At 69.9% G+C, this 17967-nt stretch carries 1 protein-coding gene; it reads right to left on the bottom strand.

The genetic code is table 11. From position 1 onward, the window contains the following. Nucleotides 1-17922: non-ribosomal peptide synthase/polyketide synthase (locus ACN469_RS35635; RefSeq protein ID WP_498775477.1), on the bottom strand; the 17922-nt coding region annotated here is incomplete at its 3' end. Nucleotides 17923-17967 lie beyond the last annotated feature (45 nt).

The following is a 17967-nucleotide window of genomic DNA, read 5'->3' on the forward strand; positions in this document are numbered from 1 at the left end:
CGCGATGGGCGAGCCGACGACGATGTCATCCTGGCCCGAGTACCGCGCGAGCAGCACCTGGAACGCGGACAGCAGCGCCATGAAGGGCGTGACGCCTTCGCGCAGGCACAGCGCGCGCAGTTCGGCGGTGAGCTGCGCGCCCAGGTCGATGGCCAACGTGCCGCCGTTCGCCGTCTGGACCGGAGGACGCGGCCTGTCGGTGGGCAGCTCCAGGGCGTGCGGAGCCCCGGAGAGCTGACCTCGCCACCAGCTCACCTGCTGGGCAAGGGCTTCGTCGCGCAGCCAGCCTCGCTGCCACGCCGCGTAGTCCGCGTACTGGAGCTCCAGCGGCGCGAGCGGGGACGGACGTCCCTGGGAGAACGCATCGTAGAGCGCGCCGACTTCCCGCGTGAGGATGCCGTTGGACCAACCATCCGAGACGATGTGATGGACGGTGACGAGCAGGATGTGCCGTTGCTCGGAGAGGCGAAGCACGGACGCACGGAGCAGTGGGGCTTGAGAAAGGTCGAACGGCTTCTGCGCTTCGAGCTGGGCCAGCCGCAGCGCTTCGGTCTCACGCGTGGCCTCGGGCACGCCCTCCAGGTCCGTCACCGGAACGGACATCTCCACGCGAGGATGGATGTGCTGCACCGCCTCGCCATCCGCCTGGTCGTGGAACGAGGTGCGCAGCGCTTCATGGCGCTGCACGAGCTCCTGAATCGCGCGCTCCAACGCGGCGAGGTTCAGCCCGCCGTGGAGCAGGATGGCCGAGGGGATGTTGTAGAACGGACTGCCCGGCTGGAGCCTGTCGAGGAACCACAGGCGCTGCTGCGCGAAGGACAGCGGAATCGGCCCGGTGCGAGGCACCGCCACGAGCGGAGGCCGCTGGAGCGACAGGTCTCCATGACCCACGGCATCGACGCGAGCCGCGAGCGTCGCGACTGTCGGCGCCTCGAAGAGCGCGCGCAGAGGCAGCTCGACGTCGAAGGACTTGCGGACGCGAGAGACGACCTGGGTGGCGAGGAGGGAGTGTCCACCGAGCGCGAAGAAGTCGTCGGTGACGCTGACGAAGTCGAGGTGGAGAACCTCGGCCCAGATGGCGGCGAGGCGCATCTCGGAGGGAGTACGAGGAGCGACGAAGGAGTCGGTGGGGCCGGAGTCGGGAGCCGGCAGCGCCTTCCTGTCGAGCTTGCCGTGAGTGTTGATGGGCAGGGCGTCCAGGGCGACGAAGGCCGAGGGCACCATGTACTCGGGAAGGGAGAGCAGCAGCTCCGCGCGCAAAGCCGAGGTGTCGACGGAGGCCGGGGTGACGTAGGCGACGAGACGCTTGAGGCCTGGGACGTCCTCACGGACGAGGGCGGCGGCATGGTGGACGGAAGGCAGGGCCTCGAGAGCGGCCTCGACTTCGCCCAACTCGATGCGGAAGCCGCGCAGCTTCACCTGGAAGTCGATGCGGCCGAGGTACTCGAGGTGGCCGTGCGCGAGCCACCGGGCCTTGTCACCGGTGCGGTAGAGGCGAGCGCCAGGCACCGGGGAGAAGGGGTTGGGGACGAAGCGCTCGGCGGTGAGGTCCGGACGCAGGTGGTAACCGCGAGCCAGTCCGTCACCACCGATGAAGAGCTCACCAGGGACGCCGATGGGGGTGGGCTGGAGGGAAGCGTCGAGGATGAAGGTGGAGACGTTGGAGAGCGGCCCACCGAGAGCGGGACGCGCGGAGGCGCGGATGGCGAGCGCGGTGGTGTCGACGGTGGCCTCGGTGGGGCCGTAGACGTTGAAGGCGCTCAGCGAGGGCGCGGACGCAAGGGTGGCCCAGAGGGAGTCGTCGATGGCCTCACCTCCGATGAGGACGCGGAGGGGACGGCCGGAGTCCGCGAGGCCTTCGTCGAGGAGGAGGCGGAGGTGGGAAGGAGCGCAGTCGAGGACGTCGAGCTGGTGCTTCCGAATCCAGGAGAGAAGCAGGGGGACGTCTTCGCGAGCGGCCTGTGGGACGAAGCAGAGGCAGTGGCCCAGGGAGAGGAAGACGAGCTGCTTGACGGAAGCGTCGAAGGAGAGCGGCGCGTTGAGCGAGATGCGCAGCGGCCCCTGGACGTCGGAGTAGACGGAGGAGGAGAGGGCGGCGAGGAGATTCACCACGGAGGAGTGGTGGACCATGACGCCCTTGGGACGCCCGGTGGAGCCGGAGGTGTAGATGACGTAGGCGAGGTGAGAAGGGAGGGTGACGTGAGGAGGGTTGGAGTCCGGGAGGGCGGCGAGAGAAGCGCGCAGTGCGGCGTCATCAAGGCAGAGCGGCGTGGAGGAGGCCGAGTCGAGACGAGGCAGCAGGTGGGACTGGGTGAGGACGAAGGGAGAGCCGGAGTCCTGGAGCATGAAAGCCAGGCGCTCGCGGGGGTAGGCGGAGTCGAGAGGGACGTAGGCGGCGCCAGCCTTGAGGATTGCGAGGAGGGCGACGAGGGAGTCGACGGAGCGCTCCAAGCAGAAGGCGACGCGGACTTCAGGCCCGACGCCGCGCGAGCGCAGCAGGTGGGCGAGTTGGTTGGCGCGCTGATTGAGCTGGAGGAAGGAGAGGGACGAGGAGTCGTCGAGGACGGCGAGGGCGTCGGGAGTGAGGGCGACCTGGGCCTCGAAGAGCTCGTGGAAGGCGCCAGCCCACGGCAGCTCGCGGCGGGTGTCGTTCCACTCGACGAGCACCTGCCGGCGCTCCTCCGCCGGCAGCATCGGCAGGTCACTCAGCCGCGACTCCGGTGTGGTGACGACGGCTTCGAGCAGCGTGGAGAAGTGCTCGACCATCCGGGCGATGGTGGACTCATCGAACAAGTCCGTGCGGTAGCCCAGCGCGCCTTCCAGCCCCTCGCCCAACGACAGGGTGAGGTCGAACTTCGCGCTCGGCGCTCCCGAATCGAAGGCCTCCAGGCGCAGCGGGGACGTCTCCACCGTGCTCCCAGGCACTTCCATGCTCGTCGTCGGTGCGTTCTGCAGGACGAGCATCACCTGGAACAGGGGCGAGTGACTGAGGGTGCGCTGCGGGTTCAGCTCCTCGACGAGCTTCTCGAAGGGGACGTCCTGATGCTCGTAACCCGCGAGCGTCGTGCGCTTCACCTGCGCGAGCAGCTCGCGGAAGCGGAGTCCCGGTCGGACGTGCGTGCGCAGCACGAGCGTGTTCACGAAGAAGCCGATGAGCCCCTCCGTCTCCGAGCGCGTGCGTCCCGCGATGGGCGAGCCGACGGAGATGTCGTCCTGACCCGAGTAGCGGGAGAGGAGGAGCTGCCAGACGGCGAGCAACGCCATGAAGGGCGTCACGCCTTCGCGCTGGCAGAGCGCGACGAACCGCTCGTTCACGGAGCGAGGCAGGCGGATGGGGAAGGACCCACCCCGGTTCGACTGGACGGGCGGACGCGGCCGGTCGGTGGACAGCTCCAGGAAGGGAGGCGCTCCCGTGAGCTGCTGCTTCCAATAGGTAAGCTGCTGCTCCAAGGCCTCGTCACGCAGCCACGAGCGCTGCCACGCGGCGTAGTCCGCGTACTGCACGGGAAGCGCTTCCATCCGGGGCGTCTGCCCGGTGGCGTGCGCGGAATAGAACTCCGCCAGCTCACGGAGCAGGACGCCCATGGACCAGCCGTCGGACGCGATGTGATGAACCGTTCCGACCAGGACATGGCGCTGCTCATCCAGCCGCAAGAGGAGCACGCGGAAGATGGGGCCGTGCTCCAGGTCGAAGGGCCGAGTGGCCTCCTCGCTCACCAGGCGCTGCGCCTCTGCGAGCTTCGTGTCCTCGGAGAGGGACTGGAGTTCCCTCACCGACACACTCACCGGCGCGGGCGCATGGATGTGCTGGTACGGCTCTCCGTCGCGCGTCAGGAACGTCGTGCGCAGAGATTCGTGGCGCTCGGCGAGCGACGTGAAGGCACCCTCGAGCGCGGCCACATCCAGCGGCCCTTGGAGCATCAGGGCGAGGGGGATGTTGTACGTGGAACTCCCAGGCTCGAGCTGATCAATGAGCCAGAGGCGCTGCTGGGCGAAGGACAGCGGCAGCTCGCCAGTCCGAGGCGCCGGGACGAGTGCGGGCGCACGAGCACGCGAAGAGGTGCCTCCGGACTCGCCGATGCGGGTGGCGAGCGCGGCGATGGTGGGCGTCTCGAAGAGGGCGCGAAGCGGCAGCTCCACGTCCAACGTCCTGCGCACGCGGGAGACGACCTGCGTGGCGAGCAGGGAGTGGCCGCCGAGGGAGAAGAAGTTGGCGGTGACGCTGACCTTGGCGAGCTGGAGCACCTCCGCCCAGATGGCGGCGAGCGCCTCTTCGGTCGCGCTCCGAGGAGCGACGAAGGGAGCGTCTTCCGCGCCCTGCTCGGGAACAGGGAGCGCCTGACGGTCGACCTTGCCGTTGGGCGTCAGCGGCAGCGCATCCAGCCTCACGAAGACCGTGGGCAGCATGTACTCGGGCAGTCGCTCCCGCAGCGCGACGAGCAACGTGTCGGTGTCGAGCGGCTCGGAGACCAGATAGGCGACGAGGCGGTGCTGGCCGGGGACGTCCTCGCGAACAAGGACGATGCTGTCACGCACCCCTGGCTGCGCGCGGAGGGCGGCTTCAATCTCCCCAAGCTCGATGCGCAGACCGCGCAGCTTCACCTGGAAGTCGGTGCGGCCGAGGTACTCCAGTCGCCCGTCCGTCAGCCATCGAGCCTTGTCACCGGTGCGATACAGCCGCGCTCCGGGCGTGGAGGAGAACGGGTCTGGGATGAAGCGCTCCGAGGTGAGCGCGGGCCTGCCGAGGTAGCCCAATGCCACCTGCGCACCGCCCAGGTACAGCTCTCCCGGGACACCCGGCGGGACGGGCCGCAGGGAGTCGTCGAGGACGTAGGCGCGCGTGTTGGCGACGGGGCGGCCAATGGGAATGGAGACGCCCGAGGAGTCGGCCTCGACGACGGTGTAGGTCGAGTCGATGGTGACTTCGGTGGGGCCGTAGAGGTTGACGAGGCGGGCCTCGGGGAGTCGCTCGCGGGCGAGGGACGCGAGCGAGGCGGAGAGCGCCTCACCGCCGCAGAACAGCCACCTCAGGGACGTGGCGCGTGCCGCCGAAGGCTCGTCGAGGACGAAGCGCAGCAGGGACGGCACGAGCTGGAGGACGGTGATGCCGTGCCGGACGACGCAGTCGAGCAGCATCGCGGCGTCGCGGTGTGCGTCGGTGGGCGCGAGCACGAGCGGCGCACCGGCGAGCAGAGGCGCCCAGCACTCCCAGACGGACGCGTCGAAGGCGAGCGGCGTCTTGAGGAGGACCCTGTCCTGGGGAGTGAGCGGGAAGGCCTGGAGGAACCAGGCCATGTGGTTGGCGAGGGCCCGGTGGGGGATGAGGACGCCCTTGGGCTGCCCCGTGGAGCCGGAGGTGTAGATGACGTAGGCGGGAGCCTCGGGCTCCGGCGTCGACGCGAGTGGCTCCGTCGAGACGCGAGCGAGTGCCTCCGCGTGGGAGGCGGAGTCGAGGCACACGACGTCCAGTCCCTCCGGCAGGAGAGAGACAAGCGCCTCCTGGGACAGGACGAGGCGGGCCCCGCTGTCTTGCACCATGAACGCGAGGCGCTCACGGGGGTAGTCGGGTGAGAGCGGGAGGTAGGCGGCGCCGGCCTTGAGGATGGCGAGCAAGGCGACGGGGAGGTGAGCCGTGCGGTGCGTGAGCAGGGCAACGAAGTCGCCGGGGCGCACGCCGCGAGAAGCCAGCACCCACGCGAGCTGATTGGCGCGCGCGTCGAGCTGTCCGTAGGAGAGCCACTCGTCGTCGGAGAGGACGGCGAGGGCCTCGGGCGTGAGGCGGGCCTGGTGCTCGACGAGGCGATGGACGAAGGGCTCGGTGGCGAAGTCCGCGTCCGTCGCGTTCCAGTCGAGGAGGACCTGCCGCTGCTCCTGCTCGGTCAGCAGCGAGGCGGAAGCGATGGAGGCCTGGGGCCGCGAGACGAGGGCTTCGACCAGGGTGGCGAAGTGGAGGGCGAGCCGCTCGGCGGTGGCGTGCTCGAACAGGTCGGAGTTGTAGCCGAGCGAGCCCGCGTAGCCGTCCGGCAGCTCCACGAGGTTGAGGTTGAGCTCGAACTTGGACGTGACGTCGTCGACGTCGACGGGGCTGAGGGTCAGCTCCTGCTTCTGGATGGCGGAGGCGGGCGTGTTCTGGAGGGAGAACAGGACCTGGAACAGCGGGCTGCGGCTCAAGTCACGCGCGGGCTGGAGGACCTCGACCAGTCGCTCGAAGGGCACGTCCTGATGCGCGTAGGCGCCGAGCGCCGTCTCCTTCACCTGTCGCAGCAGGTGCTGGAAGGAGGCCTGTCCGTCGATGCGCGCCCGGAAGACGAGCGTGTTGACGAAGAAGCCGATGAGGCCTTCGAGCTCCGCGCGCTGGCGACCCGCGATGGGTGAGCCGACGGTGAGGTCGTCCTGCCCGGAGTAGCGCGAGAGGAGCACCTGCCACGCCGCGAGCAGCGCCATGAAGGGCGTGGCGCCCTCCTGCTGGCAGAGCGCCTTGAGCTTCTCGGCGGTGGCCGAGGGGAGGAACACTCCGACGTTGCCGCCGCGCGAGGACATGACGGGCGGACGAGGGCGGTCGATGGCCAGCTCCAGCGGCGCGACGCCGGAGAGCTGATTGCGCCAGAAGGTGAGCTGACGTTCGATGACCTCACCCTGGAACCAGGTGCGCTGCCAGACGGAGTAGTCGGCGTACTGGATGCCAAGGGCGGGAAGCGGTGACGGCCTGCCGTGGGCGAAGGCGTCATAGAGCGCGGCGACTTCCTGGATGAGTACGCCCATGGACCAACCGTCGGAGACGATGTGGTGCATGTTGAGCGCGAGCACGTGCTCGGTGTCGCTCAGCTCCAGGAGCTGCGCGCGGATGAGCGGTCCCGTGGAAAGATTGAAGGGGCGGGCCAGCTCCTCCAGGAGCAGTCGCTTCACTTCGTCTCGCGCGGCGGAGGGCTCCAGGTGCCGCAGGCCCACCCGCACCAGGGGCAGCTCGCCGTGCGGCGCGATGCGCTGGTAGGGCTGGTCGTCCTGCTGGAAGAAGGTGGTTCGCAGCGCCTCGTGACGACGCACCAGCTCGTCGAAGGCCCGCTGGAGCGCCGCCGTGTCGAGCGCTCCCTCCAGGCGCACGAAGGACGGCATGTGGTACGCGGCGGCGCCGGGCTGGAACTGGTCGATGAACCAGAGCCGGAGCTGCGCGAACGACAGGGGCACCAGGCCTTCACGAGGCACGGGGACGATGGGCGGCGCGAGGAGCTCCGCGTGTCCCTCGTCTTCGATGCGGGCCGCGAGCGCGGCGACGGTGGGCGACTCGAAGAGCGCGCGCAGCGGCAGCTCGACGGAGAAGTCGGAGCGCAGGCGGGAGATGACCTGGGTCGCGAGCAGCGAATGTCCACCGAGCGCGAAGAAGTTGTCGGTGACACTCACGCGCGGCAGGTGCAGGACGCCGCAGAACACCTTGGCCAGCTTCTCTTCCTTCGGCGTCCTGGGTGCGATGAACGAGTCTTCGCGCTCCTCGTCACGCACGTCGGGCGCGGGCAGCATGCGGCGCGCGACTTTTCCGCTGGGCGTCAGCGGCAACGTCTCCAGAGAGACGAAGGCCGTGGGCACCATGTACTCGGGCAGGCGCTGGAGCAGGAGGGCCCGCAGGCTCTCCGTCCCCGGCGTCTCCGACTCGGACACCGGGACGAGGTAGCCGACGAGGCGCTTGAGCCCGGGGACGTCCTCGCGCACCGTCGCGGCGGCATCGCGGATGCCGGGGATGGCGCGCAGAGCGGCCTCGACCTCGCCCAGCTCGACGCGGAAGCCGCGCAGCTTCACCTGTCCGTCCAGGCGACCGAGGAACTCGACGGTGCCGTCGGCCTTCCAGCGCGCGGAGTCGCCAGTGCGGTAGACGCGCGCGCCGGGCGTGGTGCTGAAGGGATGGGGGACGAACTTCTCGGCCGTCAGCTCGGGCCGGCCCGCGTAGCCGAGGGCCAGGTGCGCGCCGCCGATGAGCAGCTCTCCCGGCACGCCGATGGGGGCCGGCTGGCCCAGCGCATCCAGCACGAAGAGCTGCGTGTGCGGCAAGGGGCCGCCGATGGACGGCAGCCGGGGCCAGGACGCGGGAGGGCCCTGGAGTCTGTGGGCGGAGACGACGTGCGTCTCCGAGGGGCCGTACTGATTCTCCAGGACGCAGCCCGGGAGCTTCTCGAAGAGGGCGACGAGCGCGGCGGTGACCTGGAGCTGCTCACCGGCCGTGACGACTTCGCGCAAGGAGCCAGGCAGGGTGGCGCCGTGAGCGACGGCGTCGGCGATGGCCTGGAGCGCGACGAAGGGCAGGAAGAGCCGCTCGACGTGCTGCTGGTGCATGAAGTCGAGCAGCGCGGAGATGTCCTGGCGCAGACCCCCGGTGGGGAGCACCAGGGTGCCTCCGGCCCACCAGGTGGAGAAGAGCTCCTGGCAGGAGACGTCGAAGCTGAGCGACGCGAACTGGAGCGTCGTGGCCGCGGGCTTCTCCGACTGATGCAACTGCCACGTCATCAGGTGGCTCAGCGCGCGGTGCGGCAGCGCGACGCCCTTGGGCCGGCCGGTGCTGCCGGAGGTGTAGATGATGTACGCGGGAGACTCGGGCGAGACGGAGACACCGGGCGCCTGCGTGGGCAGCGCCGCCAACGCTTCGGTCTGCTCATCCATCAGGACGAGCCGCGCTCCCGACGCGGGAATCGCCGCGCGCAGGGATGAGTGCGAGAGGACGACGGGCGCCGCGGAGTCCTCGAGCATGAACGCGAGGCGCTCGGCCGGATAGGTCGGGTCGAGCGGGAGGTACGACGCGCCCGCCTTGAGCGTGGCGAGGACCGCGACGGCCATGTCGAGTGACTTGTCCAGGCAGATGCCGACCGGCGCACCAGACGAGACACCCAGGGCAAGGAGGTGACGGGCGAGCTGGTTGGCGCGCGCGTCGAGCAGCGAGTAGGTCAGCGCGTGCGTCCCGTCGGTGACGGCGATGGCATCCGGCGTGCGTGCGGCCTGGGCCTCCACGGGGACGTGGATGGGCGTGGCGGTGTGCGGCTCGCGCGCGGTGCTGTTCCATCCGACGAGGAGCTGCTTGCGCTCGTCCTCCGCCAGCAGGGGAGCGCTCCAAAGGGGCTGCTCAGGCGACTCCACGACGGAGGCGAGCAGGCGCGTCCAGTGCGCGCGCATCCGCTCCATGGTGGCTCGGTCGAAGAGGTCGGTGTTGAACTCGAGCATTCCGCCGATGTCATTCCCGGAATCGAAGAGCAGGAACGACAGGTCGTACTTGGCGGTGCCGCTGCCCACGTCGAAGGAGTCGGAGTCGCTCTGGTCACCGTCGGAGGGGGCGGCGCGCTCGGACGTCTGGAGCGCGAGCAGGACCTGGAAGAGGGGCGAGCGGCTCAGGTCGCGCTCGGGACGCAGCTCCTCCACCAGCTTCTCGAACGGGACGTCCTGGTGGGCGTAGGCGCCGAGCGTGCTGTTCCGGACCTGCGCCAGCAGCTCCCGGAAGGTCATTCCGGGCGTGAGCCGGGCACGCAGGGCGAGCGTGTTGACGAAGAAGCCGACGATGCCCTCCACCTCGGACTGGTGGCGGTTGGCGATGGGCGAGCCCACCACGATGTCGTCCTGGCCGGAGTACCGGGCGAGGAGGACCTGGAACGAGGCGAGCAGCGCCATGAACGGCGTGACGCCCTCTCGCTTGCACGCGGCCTGCAACCGCGCGGTGAGCTCGCGCCCCAGGCTGAGGGAGAGCGTGGCACCGTGGGAGGTCTGCACGGGCGGTCGAGGGCGGTCCGTGGGCAACTCCAGCACCTGGGGCGCACCGGCGAGCTGTTCGCGCCACCAGTCCACCTGCGTCGCGAGCACCGTGCCCTGCAGCCAGCCGCGCTGCCACACGGCGTAGTCCGCGTACTGCAACGCGAGCGGCGGCAGCGTCGACGGCTGTCCGCGCGCGAACGCGTCGTAGAGCGCCCCAATCTCGCGCGAGATGATGCCGTGCGACCAGGCGTCGGAGACGATGTGGTGGACGGTGACGAGCAGGACGTGGCGCTGCTCGGAGAGACGCAGCACGGAGGCTCGCAGCAGCGGGGCGCGGCTCAGGTCGAAGGGCTTCTGGGCCTCGATGCCGGCCAGTCGCCGCGCTTCCTGCTCACGCTCACTCTCGGGCAGCGCGCTCAGGTCCACCACGGGAACCGTCAGCTCCGCCTCCGCATGGATGCGCTGGAAGGGCACGCCGTCGGGCTGGGCGTGGAAGGTGGTGCGCAGGGCCTCGTGGCGCTGGACGAGCACCTGGATGCTCCGCTCGAGCGCGCCAGTGTCCATGGCGCCGTCGAGCGGCATCGCGGAAGGCACGTTGTAGAACGGGCTGTCGGGCTGGAAGCGGTCCAGGAACCAGAGGCGCTGCTGCGCGAAGGACAGTGGCAGCGGCGTGCCGTCACGAGGCACCAGGACGAGCGGAGGCCGCACCGAGCCCTTGCCCGCGAGGGTCGCCGCATCCAGTCGCCGGGCCAGCGCTTCGACAGTGGGCGCCTCGAACAATTCCCGCAGCGCCAGCTCCACCTGGAAGGTGTCGCGGATGCGCGAGACGAGCTGCGTGGCGAGCAGCGAGTGACCGCCGAGCGCGAAGAAGTCGTCGGAGACGCCGACCTGGGGGACGTGGAGGACCTCGGCCCAGATGGCGGCGAGGCGAGCCTCGGTGGGGTTGCGAGGCGCGACGAAGGAGGCGGTAGGGCCGGAGTCGGGAGCCGGGAGCGCCTTCCTGTCGAGCTTGCCGTGGGTGTTGATGGGCAGCGCGGACAGGTACATCACGTGCGCGGGCACCATGTACTCGGGCAGCCGCTGCCGCAGCCACGCTCTCGGGTCCTCGCCCGTGGGGGCGTTTCCGTCAGCCGTGACGACATAGGCCACCAGTCGCTTGTCGCCGGGCACGTCCTCCCGGATGACGACGACCACCTCGCGCACCTCGTGATGCGTGCGCAGGGAGGACTCGACTTCGCCCAGCTCGATGCGGAAGCCTCGCAACTTCACCTGAAGGTCGATGCGTCCGAGGAAGCGGAGCACACCGTCCGCCGTCCAGCACACGCGGTCGCCCGTGCGATAGAGGCGCTCGCCCGGCGTGGTGGCGAAGGGATGGGGCACGAAGCGCTCGGCGGTGAGCGCCGGACGTCCCTGGTAGCCCCGCGCGAGCCCCGCGCCTCCGATGAACAACTCGCCCGGCACACCCACCGGGACGGGCCGCAGCGATGCATCCAGGACATAGACCTGGGTGTTCGCGATGGGGCGGCCGATGGGGATGGAGTCGCCCAGGGGCGTGCCCGGTGGCAGCATCTGCTGCGCCGCCACCACGGTGGTTTCCGTGGGGCCATACGCGTTGGTGAGCGGGAGCCCTCGCGCCAGCCGTTCGCGAGCCGTTGGGACGGGCAGCACGTCGCCACCCACCCACAGCCGGGGCAGTCGGGACAGGGCCCGCGGCTCATGCTGCTGCATGACGTCGAAGAGGGCGGTGGCGAGCTGCGCGGTGGTGACGCCGTGCTCGGCGATGACACGGCCCAGCTCCGTCACCTCCGGCGTACCTGGCGGATACACGGCGAGCCGAGCCCCCGTGAGCAGCGCGCTCCAGATCTCCATCGCGGAGGGGTCGAACGTCAGCGGAGCCACCTGGAGGATGACCTCGCCCGGTTCGCGGGACGCGAAGCCCACGCCGAAGACGAGTCGCAGCACGCCCCGGTGGGGAATGGCCACGCCCTTGGGCGTCCCCGTGGAGCCTGACGTGTACGTGATGTAGGCGAGGTTGTCCGAGCCGAGCGGTACGGAGAGCGGCTCCGCGGACAGGCTCGTGATGCTCGCCATGTCGGTGTCGAGCGCCACCACGGGCCAAGGGCCTGAGGGCAGCACGTCCTCGACCGCGCTCACGGTGAGGACACCGGCGACGCTGGAGTCCTCGAGCATGAAGGCGATTCGCCGCGACGGGTGGGCCGCGTCGAGCGGGACGTAGCAGCCGCCCGCCTTGAGGATGCCGAGCAGCGCCACGTACAGCTCCAGGCCGCGCGGGATGCACACGGCGATTCGCGACTCCTGTCTCAAGCCCAGGGCCAGCAGATGTCGGGCGAGCTGGTTCGAGCGCGCGTCGAGCTCCGCGTACGTGAGGCGCTGTCCCTCGAACTGGAGGGCGATGGCCTCGGGCGTGCGCTGGACCTGCTCGGCGAACAACTGGGGCAGGGTGGCTTCGGACGGGTAGTCCGCGCGGGTGTCATTCCACTCGACGAGGACCTGACGGCGCTCCTCGGCCGACAGCATCGGCAGCTCGCTCAGCCGCGACTCCGGTGTGGTGACGACGGCTTCGAGCAGCCTGGAGAAGTGCTCGACCATCCGGGCGATGGTGGACTCGTCAAACAAGTCCGTGCGGTAGCCCAGCTCGCCTTCCAGTCCCTCGCCCAGCGACAGGGCGAGGTCGAACTTCGCGCTCGGGGCTCCCGAGTCGAAGGGCTCCAGGCGCAGCGGGGACGTCTCCACCGTGCTCCCAGGCACTTCCATGCTCGTCGTGGGCGCGTTCTGAAGGACGAACATCACCTGGAACAGGGGCGAGTGACTCAGGGTGCGCTGCGGGTTGAGCTCCTCGACGAGCTTCTCGAAGGGGACGTCCTGATGCTCGTAGGCCGAGAGCGTGGTGCGCTTCACCTGGGCGAGCAGCTCGCGGAAGCGCAGTCCCGGCTGGACGTGCGTGCGCAGCACGAGCGTGTTCACGAAGAAGCCGATGAGGCCCTCGGTCTCCGAGCGCGTGCGTCCCGCGATAGGAGAGCCGACGGAGATGTCGTCCTGACCCGAGTAGCGGGAGAGGAGGAGCTGCCAGACGGCGAGCAACGCCATGAAGGGCGTCACGCCCTCGCGCTGGCAGAGGGCGAGGAGCCGCTCGTTCAAGGAGCGAGGCAGGTGGACGGGGAAGGACCCACCCCGGTTGGACTGGACGGGAGGACGCGGCCGGTCGGTGGACAGATCCAGGAAGGGAGGCGCCCCGGAGAGCTGCTGCTTCCAATAGGAGAGCTGCTGCTCCAACGCCTCGTCACTCAGCCATGCGCGCTGCCACACGGCGTAGTCCGCGTACTGCACGGGAAGCGCTTCCATCCGGGGCGTCTGCCCGGCGGCGTGCGCGGAATAGAACTCCGCCAGCTCGCGGAGCAGGACGCCCATGGACCAGCCGTCGGAGGCGATGTGGTGGACGGTGCCGACGAGGACATGGCGCTGCTCATCCAGCCGCAAGAGGAGCACGCGGAAGATGGGGCCGTGCTCCAGGTCGAAGGGCCGAGCGGCCTCCTCGCTCACCAGGCGCTGAGCCTCGGCGAGCTTCGTGTCCTCGGAGAGAGACTGGAGCTCCCTCACCGACACCTTCACCGGCGCGGGCGCGTGGATGTGCTGACGCGGCTCTCCGTCGCGCGTCACGAACGTCGTGCGCAGCGACTCGTGGCGCTCGATGAGCGACGTGAAGGCGCCTTCGAGCGCGATCACATCGAGCGGCCCTTGGAGCATCAGAGCGAGGGGGATGTTGTAGGTGGCGCTTCCAGGCTCGAGCTGATCAATGAGCCAGAGGCGCTGCTGGGCGAAGGACAGCGGCAGCTCGCTCGTGCGAGGCACGGGAACGAGCGCGGGCGCACGGGTGCGCGGAGAGGTGCCTCCAGCCTCACCGATGCGGGAGGCGAGCGAGGCGATGGTGGGTGTCTCGAAGAGAGCGCGGAGCGGCAGCTCCACGTCCAGAATCCTGCGCACGCGGGAGACGACCTGCGTGGCGAGCAGGGAGTGGCCGCCGAGGGAGAAGAAGTTCTCGGTGACGCTGACCTTGGCGAGCTGGAGCACCTCCGCCCAGATGGCGGCGAGAGACTCTTCGGTGGCGTTCCGAGGGGCGACGAAGGGGGCCTCCTCCGCGCCTTGCTCGGGGACAGGGAGCGCCTGACGGTCGACCTTGCCGTTGGGCGTCAGCGGCAGCGCGTCGAGCCGCACGAAGACCGTGGGCAGCATGTACTCAGGCAGCCGCTCCCGAAGCGAGGCGAGCAGCGCATCGGTGTCGGGCGGCGCGGAGACTGAAGAAGCGTCGAGCGGCGCGGTGACGAGGTAGGCGACGAGGCGGTGCTGGCCGGGGACGTCCTCGCGAACGAGGACGATGGTGTCACGTACTCCCGGCTGCGCGCGGAGGGCGGCTTCAATCTCCCCAAGCTCGATGCGCAGACCGCGCAGCTTCACCTGGAAGTCGGTGCGGCCGAGGTACTCCAGGCGCCCTTCCGCCAGCCACCGGGCCTTGTCACCGGTGCGATACAGACGCGCTCCGGGCGTGGAGGAGAACGGGTCTGGGATGAAGCGCTCCGCGGTGAGCGCGGGCCTGCCGAGGTAGCCCAATGCCACCTGCGCACCGCCCAGGTACAGCTCTCCCGGGACACCCGGCGGGACGGGCCGCAGGGTGTCGTCGAGCACGTAGGCGCGCGTGTTGGCGACGGGGCGGCCAATGGGAATGGAGACGCCCGAGGAGTCGGCCTCGACGACGGTGAACGTCGAATCGATGGTGACTTCGGTGGGGCCGTAGAGGTTGACGAGGCGGGCCTCGGGGAGTCGCTCGCGGGCGAGGGACGCGAGCGAAGCGGAGAGCGCCTCACCACCGCAGAACAACCACTTCAGGGACGTGGCGCGTGCCGCCGAAGGCTCGTCGAGGACGAAGCGCAGCATGGACGGCACGAGCTGGAGGACGGTGATGCCGTGCCGGACGACGCAGTCGAGCAGCATCGCGGCGTCGCGGTGTGCGTCGGTGGGCGCGAGCACGAGCGGCGCACCGGCGAGCAGAGGCGCCCAGCACTCCCAGACGGACGCGTCGAAGGCGAGCGGCGTCTTGAGGAGGACCCTGTCCTGGGGAGTGAGCGGGAAGGCCTGGAGGAACCAGGCCATGTGGTTGGCGAGTGCCCGGTGGGGGATGAGGACGCCCTTGGGCTGCCCCGTGGAGCCGGAGGTGTAGATGACGTAGGCGGGAGCCTCGGGCTCCGGCGTCGACGCGAGTGGCTCCGTCGAGACGCGAGCGAGTGCCTCCGCGTGGGAGGCGGAGTCGAGGCACACGACGTCCAGTCCCTCCGGCAGGAGAGAGACGAGCGCCTCCTGGGACAGCACGAGGCGCGCACCGCTGTCGCGCACCATGAACGCGAGGCGCTCACGGGGGTAGTCGGGCGAGAGCGGCAGGTACGCGGCGCCGGCCTTGAGGATGGCGAGCAGGGCAACCGGGAGCTGGGCCGTGCGGTGCGTGAGCAGGGCAACGAAGTCGCCGGGACGCACGCCGCGAGAAGCCAGCAACCGCGCGAGCTGATTTGCGCGCGCGTCGAGCTGTCCGTAGGAGAGCCACTCGTCGTCGGAGAGGACGGCGAGGGCCTCGGGCGTGAGGCGGGCCTGGTGCTCGACGAGGCGATGGACGAAGGGCTCGGTGGCGACGTCCATGCGCGTCGCGTTCCAGTCGAGGAGGACCTGCCGCTGCTCCTGCTCCGTCAGCATGGAGTGAGCCGTGAGCGGGGCGTCGGGCCGAGCGACGACGGCTTCGACGAGCAGCTCGAAGTGTCGCGTCATCCGCTGGATGGAGGCTCGCTCGAACAGGGCCGTGTTGTAGGTCAGCGCGCCGAAGAGGCCGTCGGGCCCGTCCACGAAGTTCAGCTCCAGCTCGAACTTGATGACGGTGTTTTCCATCTCCACCGGCTTGAGTGCCTGGTCCTGCTTCTCGAGGGCCGACGCGGTCGTGCTCTGAAGCGCGAAGAGGACCTGGAACAGCGGACCGCGGCTCAGGTCTCGACGAATCTGAAGCTCTTCCACCAACCGCTCGAAGGGGACGTCCTGATGCGCATAGGCACCCAGGGAGGTCTCCTTCACCTGTCGCAAGAGTTGGAGGAACGTCGCGCTCGGGTCGATGCGCGCCCGGAAGACGAGGGTGTTGACGAAGAAGCCGATGAGCCCTTCCAGCTCCGCTCGCTGACGACCCGCGATGGGCGAACCGACGGCGATGTCGTCCTGGCCGCTGTGTCGGGACAGGAGCAACTGCCACGCGGCGAGCAGCGCCATGAAGGGCGTGGTGGCCTCGTGCTGGCACAGCGTCTTGAGTCGCCTGGAGACCTCCGGCTTCAAGGTGATGGGCACCTGGGCGCCGATGAAGGTCTGCACCGGAGGGCGCGGCTTGTCGAGCGGCAGGTCCAGCGTGGCGACGCCCGTGAGTCGGCCGCGCCACCACGCGAGCTGCTGCTCCAGCACGTCGCCCTGAAGCCAGTCACGTTGCCAGACGGCGTAGTCGGCGTACTGGAGGGACATGGGAGCAAGCGGCGACGGCGCTCCCGCCGAGAAGGCCGCGTACAGCGTGGCGACCTCCTGGATGAGCACGCCCATGGACCAACCGTCGGAGACGATGTGGTGCATGTTGAGCGCGAGGATGTTCTCGGTGGGGGACAGCTCCAGCAGCATGGCGCGGATGAGCGGGCCGGTGGAGAGGTTGAACGGGCGCAGGTACTCCTCGTTCAGCAGCCGCTCCACCTCCGCGCGTCTGGCGTCTGGCTCCAGGCCCTGAAGCTTCACCACGCCCACAGGCAGCTCCGCGTGCGGGGCGATGACCTGGACGGGCTCGTCGTTCTGCTCGAGGAACGTGGTGCGCAGGGCCTCGTGGCGCCGCACCAGTTCATCGAACGCCCGCTGGAGCGCGGACACATGGATCTGCCCGTCCAGCCGGACGAAGGAGGGCATGTTGTACGTCGCGCTCCCGGGCTGGAGCTGGTCCAGGAACCAGAGGCGCTGCTGCGCGTAGGACAGCGGCAGCGGTCCCGTGCGCGGCACCGGAGTCAGCGCGGGCGGTTGCCGGTCCCGCGACCTCGACATCAGGGTGTCGATGCTCGCCGCGAGCGCGGCCACGGTGGGCGCGCTGAAGACGGTGCGCAGCGGCAGCTCCACGCCGAGCGCGGCCCGCACGAGCGACACGACCTGGGTGGCGAGCAGCGACTGCCCCCCGAGCGCGAAGATGTTGTCGGTGACGCTCACGCTCGGCACGCGCAGGAGATCGGCGAAGAGCGCGGCGAGCTTCTTCTCCAGTGCGGACTCGAAGAGTCGCGCCGCCAGCTCCTTCACGTGGGGCTCGCGCAAGAGCGAGTGCCCGTCTCCGGGCGCGTCCTCCACCTGGGCGCCTGCTTCCGCGAGCACCGCCCAGCCCTTGTCCTTCTCCACGCCTTCGGCGTCGACGACTTCGGCGGCGCGGACGATGCGCGCGGTGCAGGCAAACGCCTCGGGGACGTAGCGACGCGCGGCGCGCACGTGCGCGGAGAAGACCTTGAAGCGCGCGCGCAGCAGCTCGAGTGTCATGGACTCAGACAGCAGCCCCTGTCGCGTGCCCTCGGTGTGCAGGTGCAGCAGGAGGGGCTCGGGGTCCTTGCCCGTGGTGAGCGCGGCGGGCAGCTCCAGCGGGGCCAGGCCCGCCTGCAGCGCCAGCTCCTTCGCGAAGAGCGCGGCATGCGCGGCCAGCGCCGTGGCGGAGACGCTCCGGTCGGGCGAGGCGGGCGGAGGCTCGAGCAGCGTGAGCCTCGCGACATGACCATCGCGCTGGAGCAGGCGCGCCATCTCCCACGCGATGACCGCGCCCAGTGCCCAGCCCACCAGGTGATACGGCCCCTCGGAGCGCTCGGCGCGGAGGGCCTCGACGTAGACGACGGCCATCGCCTCCAGCGACTCCATGGGCGCGCGCCCGTCGTCCACGCCGCGCGCCTGGATGCCGACCACGGGCTGGGTCGCGGGGGCCCGCCGGACCAGCTCCGCGTAGCAGTCCAGGCCGCCATCCATCGGATGCACCAGATAGAGCGGGCGGGTCGTGTCGTTCCCCTTTCGCAGGGGCACCAGAGGCGAGGCGGACGGGCTCGCCTCGGATGGGGTGACGGGGCCGACGGACGTCGGGGAGTCGTTGCGCTTGCTCACGAGGTACTCCAGTCAATTCATTGCGCGGGGCCGGGGCGCTGCGTG

The organism is Corallococcus terminator, assembly GCF_049194865.1.
Lineage (GTDB): Bacteria > Myxococcota > Myxococcia > Myxococcales > Myxococcaceae > Myxococcus > Myxococcus terminator_A.